Source organism: Eubacterium multiforme (genome assembly GCF_030813415.1).
Classification (GTDB): domain Bacteria; phylum Bacillota; class Clostridia; order Clostridiales; family Clostridiaceae; genus Clostridium; species Clostridium multiforme.
Window position 1 is genome coordinate 68,690 of record NZ_JAUSUF010000012.1, and the last position, 18,534, is coordinate 87,223.

17 protein-coding genes are annotated in these 18,534 nt (G+C 25.4%); 2 read left to right on the forward strand and 15 right to left on the reverse strand.

The window, feature by feature from the left end; translation table 11 throughout:
- Nucleotides 1-114: 114 nt before the first annotated feature.
- From J2S18_RS13440 to J2S18_RS13500, 13 genes are all read right to left on the reverse strand, one after another.
- Nucleotides 115-468, reverse strand: a complete 354-nt coding sequence (locus J2S18_RS13440) for a type II toxin-antitoxin system PemK/MazF family toxin (RefSeq protein ID WP_307487528.1) — start codon at nt 466-468, stop codon at nt 115-117.
- Nucleotides 469-476: 8 nt separating this feature from the next.
- Nucleotides 477-704 carry a hypothetical protein gene (locus J2S18_RS13445; RefSeq protein ID WP_307487530.1) on the reverse strand — a complete coding sequence of 76 codons (228 nt, stop codon included), beginning with the start codon at nt 702-704 and terminating at the stop codon, nt 477-479.
- A gap of 661 nt (nt 705-1,365) precedes the next feature.
- Entirely contained in the window at nt 1,366-2,031 is a 666-nt protein-coding gene (locus tag J2S18_RS13450) for a germination lipoprotein GerS-related protein (RefSeq protein WP_307487532.1), read from the reverse strand.
- Between the two features lie 61 nt (nt 2,032-2,092).
- Nucleotides 2,093-3,592: an NAD(P)H-hydrate dehydratase gene (locus J2S18_RS13455; protein ID WP_307487534.1), complete on the reverse strand. Its 1,500-nt coding sequence runs from the start codon at nt 3,590-3,592 to the stop codon at nt 2,093-2,095.
- A 4-nt stretch (nt 3,593-3,596) separates the two neighbouring features.
- Nucleotides 3,597-3,968 (reverse strand): holo-ACP synthase, encoded by a 372-nt coding sequence (gene acpS, locus J2S18_RS13460; protein ID WP_307487536.1) that lies wholly within the window; start codon nt 3,966-3,968, stop codon nt 3,597-3,599.
- A 77-nt stretch (nt 3,969-4,045) separates the two neighbouring features.
- Nucleotides 4,046-4,381, reverse strand: a complete 336-nt coding sequence (locus J2S18_RS13465) for a DUF6514 family protein (protein ID WP_307487538.1) — start codon at nt 4,379-4,381, stop codon at nt 4,046-4,048.
- 269 nt (nt 4,382-4,650) lie between these two features.
- Entirely contained in the window at nt 4,651-6,078 is a 1,428-nt protein-coding gene (locus tag J2S18_RS13470; protein WP_307487540.1) for a glycosyltransferase family 2 protein, read from the reverse strand.
- Between the two features lie 14 nt (nt 6,079-6,092).
- Entirely contained in the window at nt 6,093-7,223 is a 1,131-nt protein-coding gene (locus J2S18_RS13475; protein WP_307487542.1) for a HEAT repeat domain-containing protein, read from the reverse strand.
- Complete coding sequence (locus tag J2S18_RS13480) at nt 7,223-9,283, reverse strand: hypothetical protein (RefSeq protein WP_307487543.1); 2,061 nt, start codon at nt 9,281-9,283, stop codon at nt 7,223-7,225. Before J2S18_RS13480 ends, J2S18_RS13475 begins: the two co-directional genes overlap by 1 nt.
- Nucleotides 9,284-9,301: 18 nt before the next feature.
- Nucleotides 9,302-10,786: a CotH kinase family protein gene (locus tag J2S18_RS13485; protein WP_307487545.1), complete on the reverse strand. Its 1,485-nt coding sequence runs from the start codon at nt 10,784-10,786 to the stop codon at nt 9,302-9,304.
- Nucleotides 10,787-10,797: 11 nt separating this feature from the next.
- The gene (locus tag J2S18_RS13490) at nt 10,798-11,466 is read right to left on the reverse strand and encodes a DUF4956 domain-containing protein (RefSeq protein WP_209797348.1); all 669 of its coding nucleotides are present in this window, start codon (nt 11,464-11,466) and stop codon (nt 10,798-10,800) included.
- A gap of 13 nt (nt 11,467-11,479) precedes the next feature.
- Entirely contained in the window at nt 11,480-12,172 is a 693-nt protein-coding gene (locus tag J2S18_RS13495; RefSeq protein ID WP_307487547.1) for a polyphosphate polymerase domain-containing protein, read from the reverse strand.
- A 420-nt stretch (nt 12,173-12,592) separates the two neighbouring features.
- Entirely contained in the window at nt 12,593-12,958 is a 366-nt protein-coding gene (locus tag J2S18_RS13500; RefSeq protein ID WP_307487549.1) for a single-stranded DNA-binding protein, read from the reverse strand.
- Nucleotides 12,959-13,111: 153 nt separating this feature from the next.
- Between J2S18_RS13500 and galE the strand changes: the two genes are divergently transcribed.
- A complete protein-coding gene (gene galE, locus J2S18_RS13505; RefSeq protein WP_307487551.1) occupies nt 13,112-14,098 on the forward strand; it encodes a UDP-glucose 4-epimerase GalE in 987 nt (328 codons plus the stop codon).
- A 23-nt stretch (nt 14,099-14,121) separates the two neighbouring features.
- On the opposite strand, the gene J2S18_RS13510 is transcribed toward galE, so the two are convergent.
- Nucleotides 14,122-14,979 (reverse strand): YihY/virulence factor BrkB family protein, encoded by an 858-nt coding sequence (locus J2S18_RS13510; protein WP_307487553.1) that lies wholly within the window; start codon nt 14,977-14,979, stop codon nt 14,122-14,124.
- Between the two features lie 220 nt (nt 14,980-15,199).
- Between J2S18_RS13510 and J2S18_RS13515 the strand changes: the two genes are divergently transcribed.
- The gene (locus tag J2S18_RS13515; protein ID WP_307487555.1) at nt 15,200-16,084 is read left to right on the forward strand and encodes an aldose 1-epimerase family protein; all 885 of its coding nucleotides are present in this window, start codon (nt 15,200-15,202) and stop codon (nt 16,082-16,084) included.
- Between the two features lie 158 nt (nt 16,085-16,242).
- On the opposite strand, the gene J2S18_RS13520 is transcribed toward J2S18_RS13515, so the two are convergent.
- Entirely contained in the window at nt 16,243-18,516 is a 2,274-nt protein-coding gene (locus J2S18_RS13520) for an ATP-dependent DNA helicase (protein WP_307487557.1), read from the reverse strand.
- Nucleotides 18,517-18,534: the final 18 nt, after the last annotated feature.

Sequence of the window (18,534 nt, forward strand, 5' to 3'; positions counted from 1 at the left end):
CTTTTGCTCATTTAACCCAAATCCACACCTAATTAATGGATGTTATACACAAATAAAAGCTACCCAAATGTAAACATTTGCGTAGCTTATTTAAAAACTTTTTTATTTATTATTTTAAATTAGATTTAAACTTATTAATAAAGCTCTATTTACTTTATTCATGTCTTCATCTGTCATATGTCCTATTTTTTCTTTAAGTCTTCTTTTATCCAAAGTTCTAACTTGCTCTAAAAGAACAACTGAATCTCTATTTAATCCATACTCTTCAGAAGAAATCTCAACATGAGTAGGTAACTTAGCCTTATTAATTTGTGATGTAATAGCCGCAACGATAACTGTAGGGCTATATCTATTTCCTATATCATTTTGAATTATTATTACAGGTCTGATACCACCTTGCTCCGATCCTATAACCGGACTTAAATCGGCATAAAATATATCGCCTCTTTTTACTACCATAGTCGTCATAAGAATTATCACTCTCCGCAAAGCCATGTCTCATAATCATTAACATCATCTAGTTCACATTCAGTCATAATAGCTAACTTTAAATTGAGAACAGCCATATCTTCATATCCTTTTTTCATAAGCCTTTCTCTCTCTTCACTATTTTGTTTGTCTATATATACTATTAAATTTTCGCTATTATATTTACAATTATTTTTTTCTAGATACATTTTTATTAATTCCTCTTGACATGACATGATAATTCCTCCCTATTAAAAAAAGAGTCCTATGTATATTTAAATTATATATAAAAATATGTCATTATGTCAAAGGATTTGTCACATTTGTTTTAATTTGTTCTAATTTTTCTTAAATTATAAATAATTTCCAGTATATATATTCCACTATTTTATAAGCAATACGACTTTATTTTCATGTTGATATTAATTACATTACTTACCATACAGTATGCATATTTTTTTAATCTCAATTAAATTTTCTAATTCAATGTTAATGCTTGGCTTTATTTTTTTATTTTTTTAACTTATTTTAATAAGTAAGTTTCTAAATTACTATTTTTCATACAATAATATAAAATACTATCTGTAAAAAATTTATACAGTTATTATTTATATATCTTTTCATATGTTTATTATTTAGTCCCTTTATAGCCTTGTAATTATTTCATTATTATTTTTCTATATACCCTATGTTTATCTAGTAAACCTATTAATAATCCCCTTAAGTTTACCTTCTTTTATCTGTGTCTTCTACTATAAGTAAGAATTTTTCTGCTCTACTAAATTAGTAGTCTAAAAATATGTATTTTTGCAATTTTTACTTTTGTATTGCAATTTTTCAAAGCATTTTTTAACTTAAGTTACCCGTAACCAATCATCTTTAAATCACCTCTTAAAACTAGCCAACTTTAAAATGTTCTTCTAAATTTTTATTTATCTTAAGGAACTCCCTATATTCTATTTTAACTCTTTCTTTTCCTTCATTATCGTAAATTTTTATTAACATTGGCTCTCTTTTGGACTTATTTATATACAAAGTTGCTTTGTCAAGGTGATTATTGTTAAATATAAGTTCAAAATTTACTTTTAGATATTCTAAATCTCCCCATTCATCTTTTCCTTCTTCTAACTTTACAATAGGATTATTAAAGATTTCTTTCATAGTTGCTAAAGTGTAAAATTTATCTAAGTCCCTTTTTACTTCATAGCTTTCATTCTTTTTGTTATATATCATTTTTATATAATCATCTTTATATATCTTAGTAATATCTTCTCCAAAATCAATTCTTGTTCCATAATCTTTACTAAATAAAACTTTAGTTTTATCAGTATATGTTCCTCTGTTATTCATTATTGTATATTCAACAATAGATTCATAACTTTTCATATTTTTTACATCTTCCAAAATCTCTTCATTTGTTGGCATTGCAACATGTCTAAAGGATATTACTAATATCATTGATATAAATGGTATTATCATTAAAATAGTAATACATATTTTCTTTTTTAAATTTATATTGTTAGTTTTTTTGTTTTTACTTTTTAATCTCTCTAAAAATTTCATAATTCCTCCAAAGCTTAATTACTCATTAATACACTAATATTAAACTTTGGATAATTTTATTCTACTTTTCACATAATTTTTCTATTGTTTTAGGTAATTCATTTATTATATCTCTTGCATTTACAATATACCTTTCCTTTGAAAGCTCATCCCCTATAAAACCATGAACATAAGCTCCTAAAAGTGTACCTTGTAATAAACTCAAGCCTTGTCCTACAAATGAGGTTATAATACCAGTTAGACAGTCCCCCATTCCACCTGATGCCATTTTGCTATTTCCAGTTGGATTTATAAATACTTTTTCTCCATCTGTAATGACTGTATTATATCCTTTTAATAAAACTATAATATTATTTTCCTTTGCAAATTTTTTTGCCACATCTATTCTATTTGACTCAACATATGATATAGTACTTCCTATAAGTCTTGCCATTTCCCCTGGATGTGGAGTTATTATTGTTCTTCCCTTTAGCTCATTAAGAAGCTCTTTATTTTCGCTTATAATATTTAGAGCATCAGCATCTAAAACTAAATTACAGCTAGTTTCATCTACTATTTTCTTTAATATAATCTTACTGTTTTCTGATAAGCTAAATCCTGGTCCACAGGCTATAATATCAAAATTAGTTAAACTTTTAATATCTTTATAACTTAAATATTCTTGAATCATAGCTTCAGTTAATCTTCCCTTTAATGCTTCTCCTGCATCTTTATGAGTTAATAATGTTACAAGTCCACTTCCAGTTCTAACACAAGCTTCTGTTGTTATAAATGCTGCACCACAATATTTTTCACTACCTGCAACTATTAATACCTTTCCATAATTTCCTTTATGTCCTCTTTTATCTCTTATTGGAATCATAGCTTTATATCTATTATTTGATAGTATGTAAGTTTTTTCACTATTTTCTTTCTTTACAAAGTCTGGAATATCAATATTTACTACTTTTATTTCTCCAACAAATTCTACTGCTTTATTAGATATAAAGCCCTTTTTTATAACTTCTACAGAACAAGTTATATTAGCCTTTATGCAAATTCCAAGAACTTCTCCTGTATCTGAATCTAATCCTGAAGGAATATCTATTGAAACTATATAGTTTGAATATTTATTAATTAAATTTATTACTTCTTTATAGATACCCTTTATTTCTCTATTTAGTCCTATTCCAAAAATAGAATCTATTATATAGTCACCTTTAGATACTTTTTCTATTATGCTAGGTTTTATGTCTTCTGTATTTTCTATATTAAATACTGGTATGTTTAATGAATTTATTATGTTTAAATTTATTTTTGTTTCTTCACTTAACTTTTTTATATTTCCAACTAAAATTACTTCTACATCTTTTTTAAGGAGCCATAATTTTCTTGCAACAGCTAATCCATCTCCACCATTATTTCCAGTTCCACAAAAAACAATTACTTTATTACCTAAGTTTTTAATTATTTCAACTATTCCATTTGCTGCATTTTCCATTAAAACTATTGATGGAATTCCAATATTATTAATAGTGTAATTATCTATATTTTTGCATCCTATTCTGCTTAAAATCTCCATTTTATTACACCTCCTCTATTACAACAAAAGCAATAGCAGTATCATTATTATGAGATATACTAGCATGAAGTTTTATATTTTTTATTCCTATTAAATCAATTATTTTTTTACTTAAAATAACTTCTGGTTTTCCAAGTGAATTTCTTAAAACTTCAATATCATTAAAAGCAAATCCTCTAACACCTGTACCTAAAGCTTTACTTACAGCTTCTTTAACTGCAAAAGATCCTGCAATAGTTTCTCCATTAAATTTTCTATCTTTTAAAAATTCTCTTTCTCTTTCAGTAAACATTCTTTCCATAAAATTAGAATTTCTATTTACTGCCCTTTCAACTCTTTCTATCTCAATAATATCAGTACCTATTCCTAATATCATAATAATTCATCCTTTCTATATTCAATACATTTCTTTAAAATATATTTTACTATACTTTAAGGATGTTTGTTTTTTTATTAAGCTCTCATTACACTTAAATCATCAAATTGTACATCTTTAAAATCATTAACATACTCATCAACAAATGGCCCTATTATATCAATTAAATGAATAGGTGATACTTGATTTTCATAAAGCATCTTTAACAAATTGATAACCTTTTCTTTTATAGGTGATATAAGCTCTACTGAGTCTTTAAAAGAATCAATAACTAAATCACCTTTATAATCAATTCTTTCTACTTCAACACCAAAAATCTCATCCTTTCCAATTAAAATTTTTGTAAGCTTGTACTCATATTTTCTTTGGATACCATTTGTAGTTCTTAAAAATTCAAAATTCTCTTTATTCATATTTAATCCCCCTTCATAACCCATAAATACTTCCTTCAGTAAAAATATATCATATTTAATATGTGAAATATGTCAAAGGATGTTTAGTTAAACATTTTTTTATTGACATCTTTCGTAAATTTCATACTTTATCCTTATATTTAAATAAGTTAAAGTATTAATATTTATATTAAATTCCATATTATTGTCGATTATTGCTGAATTTAAATTAGCATTAATTTTTAATCAATATACCAATATATAGGAATTCTTTTGCATTTGTTTTTTTGCTAAATTACATCACTATTTAAATTTTTACTTTCATTTAAATAATCTATTCTTTGTATTTTTTCCCATTCAAATTTTCTTCTTTTATATGATATAATTCCCATTATTCTGTAAAAAGAACAAAGTTGTCTATATCCAAATGACTCAAAAAAACTAAAAATTATAAGTTTTATTATTGTTCTTATCTTCACTATATCTTTAAACATATATCCTTCTAATATTATTGATGCTGTAGACAATATAAAACTATAAGTTATATACATAAACATAAAAGTTTTAAAAAAATCCCAGTTTATTATCCCTATTGAATAACTTAAAACCATCACAACTAAACCAATAACTTCTATTACACAAGATAACATTTCATATATTACATAATAAATAAATGAAAATAGACCAACTATTCCATATTTAATATTTAAAAATATATATTTATGACTTAATAGACTTTGAATAAGTCCAATATGCCATCTCTTTCTTTGATTTTTTAAATCCTTATATCTTTCTGGAACTTCAGACCAGCATATAGCATTAGGTGCATACTGAACCTTATAATCTACTCTATTTTTTCTGTAAAAGGAATGGAGTTTAACTATTAAATCCATATCTTCTCCAATAGAACCTAAACTGTAACCACCAACATTTATAACTGCCTGTTTTTTAAAAAGCCCAAAGGCTCCTGATATTATTAAGTTGCCATTAAATCTATTAAATAGAATTCTATTTACCAAAAATACCCTGTAATATTCTATAAATTGAAAGATTACTATAAATTTTCTTGGTGTTTTAAGTTTCTTCACTTTTCCATCTTCTATTATTGCACTATTAGATCCCTTTATATTTCCACCTACTGCAATAGTTCTATCATCTTCTATTATTGGTTCCATTATATTTTTTAAAGAATTTTCTTGAAGCATTGAATCTGCATCCAGTGATACAAAATATGGATATTTAGAAATATTTATACCTAAATTTAAAGCATCAGCTTTTCCTCCATTATCTTTATTTACAAGAGTTATTTTTGTTCCACCTTCACTTTCATATATATCAATTGGATCTTTACAGTTAACAACTCGTCTTATTGGTCTTTCAATCTTTTTCAAATTAAATTCTTCTATAATTCTCTTTTTTGTATCATCCTTTGAACCATCATTTACTATAATTATTTCAAAGATAGGATAATCTAATTTTTTTAATGATTTAATACAATTTATTATAGTTTTTTCTTCATTATATGCTGGAACAATTACTGATATAGGCATATAATTTTTGTCTTTTTCTATTTTTATTATGTTTTTAAATCTTCTTTTTACAATGTAATTATTCATATTTATAATTGAATATATTGTAGATATAAAAAATATTATTGAATATATGAAAATATAATACATAAATAATACATTCATAAAAATAAGTATATTTTTAAACATATTTTCCTCCCATTTTAATTTGTAATTGTTAAAGCAGCTTCATAATAAAATTTTCTACTTTCATCTTCCTTTAACTTCATAGCATAGGATAAAATCTCCCTTGCACCTTCATCTTCATTGTTATAAATATCTTGTACTATTTCCTCTTCTAAGTTAAAACTTAAAAGAGAATTTGCAGAGTTAAATTTAACATACCAATTTAAATCTGTTATGCTTTCTAATAAAGCCTTAATTACCTTTTCTTCATTATAATTTTTTAATGTTTTTGCTGTTAATGCTCTAAATTCCCACTCTTTAGATTTTAAATTTAATAGTAATGTATCCTTTGCTTTTTCAAATTTAACATTTTTAAAATAGTCTAAAATACTAAGTCTTAACTCTCTATTTTCATCTTCATCCTTTAAAATATTTAAAAGTTTTAAAGATGCCTCTTTAAATTTAGTATTAGAAAAGTGTTTAACAACTATAGATTTAATTTTTGAATCAAACTTATCAAAATTTGTTAATATTTCTTTATCTAATAAATTCATATCACTTTTAAAGTTATCCATTATATCAATTAATATTTTTTCATTTATATTAAATTTAGTTTTAGATATACTTTCTAGAATTTCTATAAAAACTTTTTTATTACCTATTTTTGATATTGAAGTTAAAATAGCAAATCTTAAATAGGATGATTTTGTATTTATTACTCTCTTTAAAAAGTTATTTATATAATCCTTATCTAGCCCATATTCTCCTAATAGAGATACTATATAAACCTTCTTAATATCATCACTATTTTTAAACTTTTTTATAAGTTTTTTAATATAATCTTGATAATATTCCATATATATTTTTGTAACTTTATAGTTATCATCTATTGCATTAAATTCTGAAATTGTTTCATTAAATACTTCCTCATATTTTCTTTTTTTAATTTTATTTTTTATACTATCTAATTCATATTCTTTTAAGTTTTTATGATTCTTTATACTATTTAATTCATAAAGAATTTCTTCTTTAAAGTGCTTTTTTATTTTTTCTTTACTCTTTTCTGTTTTTTTATACATATATCCATCAAATACAATATATAAACTTGCACAAAGTATTATATAGACAAAAAATTTTATACTATCAAAAATATATGTTATAAACTCCATCAGTTTCCCCCTTCCTTACCTGAAAATTCTTTTTTGATTATATAATAAGACTCCTTTAATCTTTCATGATACTTAGGTTTTGTCCATGATTTAAGGTTATAATTATTACTTTCTAACCTTATTGAATTCCCTTTATCTGCCTTTACTGTAGCTCCTATATTTATTTCATCTATAGTAATTGGCTCAAAACTGAAATTTTCATAATAATCATCCTGTATCTTCTTCTGTGATGGATCCATAAAATTTAATAAACTATAAGGTATTCTAACTTCTACAAAATTATCTCCCCTATAAAAATCACTAGCTGAATTATACTCTTTACTTGATGGATTGCTATTTCCATATATAAGCTTTCCAGCTTCAACTTCTATTTCATTTATTAAAATTTCCCTCTCTGAATAAGTTTTTGGTCTTAAATATCTCATCATTTTTGAGAATTTGTCCATATTTTTTGTTCTTTCAATTATATCTGGACGTATTTTTAATTTTGACTTATCCTTTATAAAACTTTGTGGATTATAATATTCATGAATTAACATTTTTGAATTGTCCTTATCTTTTATATCTAATAAAAAATCCACTTCATTTTCAAATTTAAGATTGTGTTCACTGCTTACTTTAGATCCTGATTTTTTTGTTGTATCTAAATCTATAAATATTTCTTTATTATTTATATTGAATCCATTTATTCCTCTTACCATTAAATATATATATTCAGAATCACTTTTTGCTGATATTTCTAAATTTTTTGAAGTACTTACTCTATCTTCTTTTTTCCATTCTTTTATACTTTCATCTACATATGAAGCTCTACTTTCTTCTCCAGGTTCAAAGGATAATATTCCATAAGACTGACTATAAGTTGTACTATCTTTCCAACTTGCATTTCCATCTAATATAGTAAAATCTACTGTGTTCCAAGCTGTTTTATACCAAGCATCCTGCCATTCATTTATTATGCTTCCAGAACATCCTGAACTTTTTATTTCTCTATATAACTTTACAATTCTCTCCCCTTGTTCTCTTTCTGTAAGGTAAGTTTTATCTCCATAATAATCTCCTATCCTACTTGTTGATGCTCCATATTCTGTTATTACTACAGGATTATTTTCTTTTTTATTTATTTCTTGTAATATATCTTTAATACTATCTTTTTCATTTAATTTACTTAAATAAGTTTCATAAAGATTATAAGAAAGGAATATCCCTGTCTTTAACTTTTCTGTTCCTTTTATATTATTTATATCTACATATCTTTTGTCATGAGCTACATCACTATCTTTTCCCATTGAATATTCAATTGATGATAAAAATGTTATAAGTCTTTGATTTCCATATCTATTACTTTCATAACTTACAACATCATCTGCTAATTTTGCTAAATATACTTCAAAATCTGATGCACCTTCTTCAGTTTTGAAATATTCTCCCTTATATTCTTTACTGTCATTCATTATTTCTGTGTATATTATATCTTGAACAGACCAGTCTAAGCCTATTGTATAAGCTATTACATATTTTGATACATCATTTTCATACTTGCCAAATAACTTTTTATTTGTATTATTAAATTTATTTCCATGTATTGAATCTACTACAAATTTTGCATAATCTTTAAAGTTTTTGCTTAAATCTTTATCTTGAATATCCTTACCATCTTTTAAGCTTATTTCATCATAATTTATTCCCTGAATTAAATATAAGGGGTCTTCTTTATCCTTATTAAATTCATAAAAGGCTTCATAAAAACTTTCTGTAAGTAAATCCTTAACTCTTATTGTATTAACATTCATATTGTAAATTTCATTAAGCCACTTTAAGTATTCTTCCTTTGATATATTGTCTTCAACTGGAAATTCTCCTGGTTTAACTCCTTCTAAATTTATTCCTCTTATTTCGAAAGTTTTAAAATTATTATCTTTATAAAGGGTTATATTTTCCCCTTCTACTTTTGTAAAATAATTAACTTCACTAAATTCTTTAGGATTCTCCTTTAACCCATACTTAATACCCGAAAAAATTATAAATATGCAAGTACAAAATATTAAAAACCTCTTCACCTTTCCCTTCCTTCCTAGTTACTTAGTCCACTTATAAAGTTTTTCTATATTGTCATCCATCCATTTTCCTCTATCTACTATAAACTTTTTAAGTTTTGTTATTTCCTCTTCATAACTCTTAGCCTGTCTATTATTTTTTTCTAGCATTTTAGGATTATCTTTAAAATATTTAACTAACTTCTCAGGATTATTATTAAAATCTTTAAAGTGGTCAAATCCATACTTTATAAATACATCTGATTCATTGCAAAGTTCCATTGGCCAAACACTAAAATTTCTATCCTTTGCTGGTCCTATTTCTTTAACTGCCTCATCAATTGTTTTTGTTAAGTATTCATCACTTAAATAAGTATTTCTTAAAATCCTATATCTTCCAATAAGACTTGTTACAAAAAGCTTATCTTCAAGTAATCTATCAAACCAAGAAGTTTGATTCATATAAAATCCATTTGGAATATAATAATTACCAGTAACCTTGTTGTTTCCCATAGCTATATTAAAATCCCAAACTGGCCCAGCCTTAATTTTTTCTCCATAATCTTTATGAAAATAAAAACTAAAGACTCCAGCATCTGTATTTTGGAAAAATTCATTTATTATGTAATAATCAATAAATGAATTCTCATCTATATATTTTCTATATCCCTCTTTTAAATTATTAAATTTGTTGCCATATAAGGCTCTTTCAAATTCACTAATTGTTTTATTTATATATTCTATATTTTTTTCTGTTATATTTTTCTTTGGATAAGTTGATATAACACCATAATCATATAAAAATGTTTGCTTACCATAGGTTTTAAAATCAATATCATTTTTAATTCTATCCTTTGATGCTATAAAACTTGTTTCATCACTATTTTTATGAGTTTCATGAATATTAACTTTTTTCTTTCCAATCTTTATTTTTTCAGTCATTAAATAAAGTCCTTTATAATGACTCTTCTTTATATTTTTACTTGAGCCATCTACTACAAACACTTCACAAAACTTTGCCTTTGGTGCATAATCCATAATTTTATCTGAAACAGTATAAGCTAAATAGTTTCTAATTAATGATTTATCAGCAAAAGGTCCATTTAAAACCCAATCTGAATCTTCTGCCATTCCAAGAAGTTTCTTATCTCTCTTCTCTCCATTTTCTTTTAAAAGCTCTATTGAATATTGAAGTTTTGGATAATTTGCAGATGAATTCCCCCTTATTTTTATTAAAATATCCGAAATAACTTCTGGAGCATCAGATAAATAATTTTTAGATCCTTCTTCTCCTCTGTTGTATATTTTTATATTTCCTTTTATTTTTTCATCTCTATTTAACTTTCCATTTCCAATATCAATAACTACAACAGGTAAATTAAATCCAAACTCATCTTCATTCTCTTCTTTATTTACTAATCTATTTGACTTATCTTTCATTTTTTCAAAATTAATAGTAATAGATAGTATTGTTGCCATTACTAATAATAACAAGGCTGCAATTATCTTTAATATTGTTTTATGCATAGCTTGTCCACCTACCCTATTGTTTCTCCATTTTGAGCAACAATATTAACAACATCAATTTCCCCAATGTTATAAAGACTATCTATTATTTTTTCATCATTATTGCCTTTTATCTTTATTTGATAAACTAATTCAATATTAGTTTCTGATGAATTTTTTGCTCTAAGCTGACATCCCTTAAATGAGTTAAATACACATCCCATAATTTCTTCTTCCTTTGATCTAGCCCCTCTTATTATTAGGATATATCTATCTTCTTTCCCTACACCAGACATTCCAAATAAGCTAAGTATTATACATATAAAAAATGAACCTACTATTGCTATCATATAATTTTGAGTTCCAACACAAAGACCTATTGCAATACACCAAAAAATATAAGCAGTATCCCTTGGATCCTTTATTGCTGTACGAAAACGAACTATAGAAAGAGCTCCAACCATACCTAGTGACAATGCTATATCACTTCCTATTACAAGCATTACTATTGTTGTAACTAAGGTTAACATTACAAGAGATATATTAAATTTTCTATTATATAAAACTCCACTAAATGTAATTTTGTAAGTAAAAAAAACTACAAAAGCTAATATTAATGCTATTGTTAAAATTTCCATAGCCTTTAATAAAGTTAAATCACCTTTATTAGATGCTAAATAATTATAAATTATTTCTTTCATAAACCCTCCATTTTTAAGCTAAGTAACTTTCAAAAAATTTTCTTCCTGAACAATATTTACTTAGAGATTGATTAACTATATCTTTACCCTTTAAAAGATCTGATATCCAACAAAAAAGTTCTCCATCATACTTTACTTCCAGTATTGAATCATACATATTAAATATTGGCATTAATACTACATCCTTAGAAAATAAATCAAAGTTTGTTTCATTTGACCTCATATCACTATCTAAAGTAACTCTTATTCTATTTTCTTTATGAATGTATGCTCTCCTATTGTATTCAACTAAAACAACAGGTGAATATTGTCCTAATGTCATTATGTTATAAGCGGTCTTTGCTATATTGTCATCATATTTAAGAAGAACACTATAGTCTTTATTTATTAAAGCTTTAGCATCCTCCCTACTTATTAAAGTTGTTTCTTTTATTTGATTTATATTTAATTTTCTCTTTATTTCAAGTTTTACTAATTCATCATCTACATCATAAATTCTAAGACGTATTTTCTTTCTAACTTCTTCTCCTGATATCTTGCTGTAATAATCATCATTATTTATTGAATCAAAATATAAACTTCTTATTTTATAGCCATATTTTTTATTGTTAGCATCCTCTGTAAGTAAATTTTTAAATACATTAATAAGTCTAAAATATTCCCTTTCACTTACTGAATATTTTAATTCTCTTCTATTTACTATCAATATCTCACCTTCTAAACCTGACTTTTCTTCATTTTACATTTATAAAATACTTTTTTCAATAAATTTAATGAACTTTTTTTTAATTTTATTTCATTTTTGTTAATAAAATAATTTTTATTAACATTTTATTTATATCTTTTAAATAATAACAGTTCTTTTTGAACAATTATTATTAAAATAAGCCATAGACTATGTCTATGACTTTTAAATATAAGTTAAATTTTTTAAATTGAAGTTTATATAATAAATTATTTTCTTTAATTTATATTTAGGCAAACAAAAAAGAGCCTTGCGGCTCTCCTTCTCATTTTCCCTAAATAACCATAATTGAAACGTGAATACGTTACCATAAATTCTAAATACATTATAACACATCTATTTACAAAATTACAATATATTCTAAAAGATTTTATTTTCTTTCTAATCTATAGCTTTATTTTTCTCCTGAAAGGAGTTATTTTCATCTCTTCTCCTGCTTACAAATTTAAAATCTTCTGTAACTACTTCAGCAATATATTTTTTTGTGCCATCTTTATCTTCATAACTTCCAGTTCTTAACCTACCACTTAAACTTATGTAATCTCCCTTTTTAAGATATTTACATATAACCTCAGCTTTCTTTCCCCACACAGTTACAGGAATTAAATCTGATTTTCTTGTACCATCTGATGACTTAAAACTTCTTTCAACAGCAATCATAAACTTTGTATTTACTTTATCACTATTTTCTAAATATCTAAGTTCAGGGTCCCTAATTAATTTTCCAAGTAATACTATTTTATTCATATATTAAAACCTCCTGACTAATTACATCTAGAAGTATTTCCTTATTTGTAAATTTTATTCATATTAAAGTATTATATTTAAATAACTTTGATGGTATAATTATTCTGATAGTAAGATGAGTTATAAAATTTTCAAATAAATAGGAGGGATTATATGTCAATATTAGTCTGTGGGGGTGCCGGATATATAGGAAGCCACATGGTTGCAGAATTATTAGAAAATGGACATGAAGTTGTTGTTTTGGATAACCTTGAAAAAGGTCACAAAGATGCACTTCTTGGTGGAAAACTATATGTTGGTGATTTAAGAGACAGAAAAATATTAGATAAAGTTTTTACCGAAAATGATATAGAAGCTGTAATTGATTTCGCTGCTTATTCTTTAGTAGGTGAAAGTATGACTGAACCATTAAAGTACTTTAACAATAATATCTATGGAACAATAAATCTTCTTGAAGCTATGAAGGATCATAACGTAAAATATATTGTATTTTCTTCAACAGCTGCCACTTATGGTGAGCCTGATGAAATACCAATATTAGAAGATAGCAAAACAATTCCAACAAATGCTTATGGAGAATCAAAATTAATTGTTGAGAAAATTTTAAATTGGTGTGATCGTGCTTACGGAATAAAATATACTACTCTTAGATATTTTAATGCAGCAGGTGCTCATATAAACGGTAAAATAGGAGAAGACCACTCTCCAGAGTCTCACTTAATTCCACTAATACTAAATGTTGCCCTTGGAAAACGTGATAAGATACTAATTTTTGGAGATGATTATAACACTAAAGATGGTAGTTGTATAAGAGATTATATACACGTATCAGACTTAGCCTCCGCACACTCTCTTGCTCTTGAAAGATTAAGAAATGGTGGAGAAAGTAGAATTTATAATTTAGGAAATGGTACAGGCTTCTCAGTAAAAGAAATGATTGAAATTGCAAGAAAAGTTACTAACCATCCTATTCCTGCAGAAGTTGTAGAGCGTAGACCAGGAGATCCTGCAGTTCTTATAGCTTCAAGTGAAAAAGCTATGAATGAACTTAATTGGAAACCTAAATTTAATAGTGTAGAAACTATAATAGAAACAGCTTGGAACTTTCATAAAAATCATCCTAACGGATATGAAAAATAATAATAAAAGAGGATACAATAATTTTATTGTATCCTCTTTTTGCTTTCATTATCTAAAACTGAATTTACCTCTACTCCAAAAATAAATACCATTGAAGTTATAAAAAGCCAAGTCATTAAAACAAATACAGTCCATAAACTACCATAAAGTCTAGAATAATGACTAAAATTATTTACATAAAATGAAAATATAAGAGAAACTATTAACCATCCTATAGTTGTAGTTATTGCACCTGGTATTGTACTTCTGAAGGTAACCTTCTTAGCTGGTGCTACTTTATATATTGCAGCAAAAACTACAATCATCATAACAATTATAATTGCATATCTTAATATGTTCCAAATAAAATTTATTAAATGCTCAAAGGGAAGAACATTATTTAAAAATTTTCCTATAAGATCACCAAATACAAGCATAGCTAATGTACATATAATTGTAAGGGCAAGGGCAACTACACTTATTATTCCTATTATAGACCTTTTAATAAAGGATCTATCTTCCTTTATGTTATAAGCTTTATTAACACCCTTTATAACTGCTCTAAAAGCAGATGATGCTGCCCATATAGTTACTATTATAGACACTCCTAATAACCCTGTGTGTTGAGAATCTACAGCCTCTGCAACAGTATTTGATGTTAGTTGATATACAGCTGTTGGCAATATTCTTTGTAGTCCTGATAAAATCTCATTAGAATTTAAATTACTAAATCCAATAAGGGTAATTAAAAAAACTAAAAAAGGGAAAAAAGCCAGTATTAAATAATAAGCTAATTGAGATGCTAGTGCAAATATATCATCCCTATTAACTTTAACAAATAGATATATAATAATATCCATAGTTGATTTTTTACCATTATTATTTTTTCTTCTATTTTTCATAATCTCACCAATATAACTCATATTTTAAAATTCTTTTTTTAATATATATTATACTTATTATTATATTGTAACAAAAATACTTTTATTATTATATTAAAATATATTTTCTTTATAATAATATTTTACATTTATAAAATATTATTATGTATTCATAATTACTTATATAGTATAATTTATAATATATTACAAAATAACATATTACGAAAGGAAGTGTTTTCATTTGTTACACACACTTGAAAATTCAACAATCAAAATAAAGGCTAGTACATATGGTGGAGAACTTCACAATTTAATTTTAAAGGAAAATGAAATCGAATACTTATGGAATAGAGATCCTAAGTACTGGAAATATAGTTCACCAATCCTTTTCCCAATCGTTGGCAAAGTTACAGATTCTAAAATTATTGTAGATGGCAAATCCTACGAAATACCATCTCATGGTATTGGAAGAATTTCTGACTATGAAGTTGTAGAAAAAACTGAAGACTCAATTACATTTGAATTAAAATATTCAAATGAAACATTAAAAATGTATCCTTTTAAATTTTCACTAAAAATAAAATATACACTTATTGAAAATGGAGTTAAAGTTACTTATATAGTTACTAACTTAGATGATAAAACAATGTATTTTTCAATAGGAGCTCATCCAGCTTTCTTATGCCCAATTGGAGAAGATGAAAAATTCACAGATTACTATCTTGAATTTAACAAAAAAGAAACTGCTGATATAATGGGAATTACTGAAGATGGATTCTTTGACAAAGCTTCAAGAAAACCTTATCTTAACAATGAAAATATAATAGATATAACAAATGACCTATTTGTAAAAGATAATACAATAGTTTTTGATACATTAAAATCAAATGTTGTATCATTAAAATCAAAAGTTAGCAATAAATCTGTTACTATGGATTTTGATGGATTCCCATATATGGCTTTTTGGTCTAAAGCTACAGGTTCACCATTTGTATGTATAGAACCTTGGTATGGACATGGAGATTTCTATGATTTTAATGAAGAATTTAAGGATAAAGATGGTGTTAGATCTTTAGATGTTAATGACTCTTTTGAATGTTCATATACAATAACTTTATCTGAATAATACAAATTAAAAAGGCAAAATAATATAATCTTACTAAAAATCTAATGTTTTAGTAATTTATTATTTTGCCTTTTTATTAAATATATAATATTTTAAAATACTCTTTTTACAGTAACACTATAAATATAAATTTTTTAAAGTTACTTTTTAAACTATTTTTAATTCCACTCCTTAGGAATTAGACTTTTATATTTTGATGTTAAATATCTATCATCAATAAGAAGAGCTTTTCCTTCATCCTCTTCAGTTCTAATAACCCTACCTACTGCTTGAAGAACTTTATTTATTCCTGGATAAATATATGAATAATCATATCCCTTTTTTTCAAAGTAATCTTTAATTATTTCTCTTTCAATAGAAATTTTAGGATATCCTACACCTATAATAATAGTACCAATTAACATATCCCCTGGTAAATCTATCCCCTCTGAAAATATTCCACCAAGTACACAAAAACCTACTAAATTATTTTTAGTTCTAAATTCATTAATAAAATTTTCTCTATCACTTTCAGTCATTTCTCTACTTTGAACCATTTTAGTATATCCTTCAAACTCCTCATTTAATCCATTAATAAATAACTCTAAATAATCATATGAAGGGAAAAACACTAAACAATTTCCATTAACATCTTTTAAAAATCCTCTAATTTGTTCTTCTACATTTTTAATTGTATTTTTTCTAAATTTAAATCTAGTATTAACAGAACACAAATTCACATCAAATTTACTACTATCAAAGGGTGATTTTAACCTTAACCTATAGGATTCCTCATTGCCACCTAATAACTCTATATAGTAATCAATAGGAGCTAATGTTGCTGAAAATATTACTGTTCCCTTTATTATATCTGTAATATTTTTTATTTTTTCTGCTGGATTAACACAAAATAAAGTTATATTAACTTCTTCTTTGTATGTATCTATATAAGTTACATAATCCTCTCCATAATATTCACTTATTCCAAGGAACTTATTTATATCAAAATAAAGGTCTATGAATTCATCATAATATTCTTCACCTTTTAATTTAATTAATAAATCTTCACTTTCAGTTATAAATTTTCTTAAATCTTTATACAACTTTTTAGGTTCTTCTTTTTGATAATAATTATTTTCTTCTCTACTTTCACATTCTCTTCTAAGCTCTACAAAATAAGAATTTATTCTATTTACTATTTTATAAATGTTTGGAACCTTACCTTTAATCTTTCTTCTAATATATAAGATTTTTGATTTACTTAAAGTTGCTGAATACATGCTTCTTCCTCTATCAACTAAGTTATGTCCCTCATCAATAAGTAAGGCAATTTCATCACCCATATCTTCTACAACTCTTTTTAAGCCTACTCTCTTATCAAAAATGTAATTATAATCGCAAATTACTCCGTCGCACCAATTAATCATATCTAAAGAAAGTTCAAAGGGGCATATTTCATGTTCCTTACTTAATTTTGTTATAAGTTCCCTATCAATATGACCACTTTTCTTTAATAAATCATATATTACAGCCTTACTTTTATCATAATAAGAAGCTGCATATTTGCACTCATCTGGATTACAACTAACTTTATCATTTAAGCAAATCTTTTGCTTTGCAGTTAAAGTAATACTTCTAAAGTCTAATCCCTCTTCCCTAAGAATATTAAATGTATTTTCTGCAACCTCACCATTTACTGTCTTTGCTGTTAAATAAAAGATCTTCTCCTTTATTCCTTCCCCTAAAGCTTTAACAGAAGGAAATATTGTAGATATAGTCTTACCAATTCCAGTAGGTGCCTGAGCAAATAGTACTTTACCATCCCTCATAGTTCCATAAACAGCTTTGGCAAGTTTTAATTGACCTTCTCTATATTTCTTAAAGGGAAATTCTAACCTCTTTATTGAGTTATTTCTCTTATCTCTATGATTTACTGATAATACTATGTATTTTTCATATTTAAGCATTATTTCATTTAAGAATTCTTCTAAATCCTTTAATGAATATCTTCTCCTAAAACTTTTAACTTCATCACTTTCTAATTGATAATAACTTAACTGTATATCTATAGTTTCTATATTATTTTGAATAGAATATATATACCCATAAACTTTAGCTTGAGCCCAATGTAATTCATTATCGTCATTAATTTCCAATAAAGGTTTATAGGTTGACTTAATTTCTTCAATTATAATATCATTTCCTTCATGGATTATACCATCAGCTCTACCTTCAAGTTTTAGAAGGAAGCTTTCAAGCTCAAATTCTTCACTTAAATAAACTTCCTTCTCATATTTTTCAAAAATCTTCTCATTACTTTTTTGAAGCTTTTGATGAGCTCTTATTCCTAAAACAGCTCTTTTTGAAGTTGAAAATCTACTATCAATACTTCCATTTTTAAGTATAAATTCTACTAATCCTCTTACAGATTCTCTTATAACTTCCTTTTCCATATTTAATTCCTCTCAAAC

Bases quoted from the DNA above. Each gene is read 5' to 3' on its own strand.
- J2S18_RS13440 (WP_307487528.1), bottom strand. From the start codon at position 468: ATGACGACTATGGTAGTAAAAAGAGGCGATATATTTTATGCCGATTTA.
- J2S18_RS13485 (WP_307487545.1), bottom strand. From the start codon at position 10,786: ATGCATAAAACAATATTAAAGATAATTGCAGCCTTGTTATTATTAGTA.
- J2S18_RS13520 (WP_307487557.1), bottom strand. From the start codon at position 18,516: ATGGAAAAGGAAGTTATAAGAGAATCTGTAAGAGGATTAGTAGAATTT.
- J2S18_RS13470 (WP_307487540.1), bottom strand. From the start codon at position 6,078: ATGTTTAAAAATATACTTATTTTTATGAATGTATTATTTATGTATTAT.
- galE (WP_307487551.1), top strand. From the start codon at position 13,112: ATGTCAATATTAGTCTGTGGGGGTGCCGGATATATAGGAAGCCACATG.
- J2S18_RS13475 (WP_307487542.1), bottom strand. From the start codon at position 7,223: ATGGAGTTTATAACATATATTTTTGATAGTATAAAATTTTTTGTCTAT.
- J2S18_RS13450 (WP_307487532.1), bottom strand. From the start codon at position 2,031: ATGAAATTTTTAGAGAGATTAAAAAGTAAAAACAAAAAAACTAACAAT.
- J2S18_RS13490 (WP_209797348.1), bottom strand. From the start codon at position 11,466: ATGAAAGAAATAATTTATAATTATTTAGCATCTAATAAAGGTGATTTA.
- J2S18_RS13455 (WP_307487534.1), bottom strand. From the start codon at position 3,592: ATGGAGATTTTAAGCAGAATAGGATGCAAAAATATAGATAATTACACT.
- J2S18_RS13510 (WP_307487553.1), bottom strand. From the start codon at position 14,979: ATGAAAAATAGAAGAAAAAATAATAATGGTAAAAAATCAACTATGGAT.
- acpS (WP_307487536.1), bottom strand. From the start codon at position 3,968: ATGATATTAGGAATAGGTACTGATATTATTGAGATAGAAAGAGTTGAA.
- J2S18_RS13445 (WP_307487530.1), bottom strand. From the start codon at position 704: ATGTCATGTCAAGAGGAATTAATAAAAATGTATCTAGAAAAAAATAAT.
- J2S18_RS13500 (WP_307487549.1), bottom strand. From the start codon at position 12,958: ATGAATAAAATAGTATTACTTGGAAAATTAATTAGGGACCCTGAACTT.
- J2S18_RS13465 (WP_307487538.1), bottom strand. From the start codon at position 4,381: ATGAATAAAGAGAATTTTGAATTTTTAAGAACTACAAATGGTATCCAA.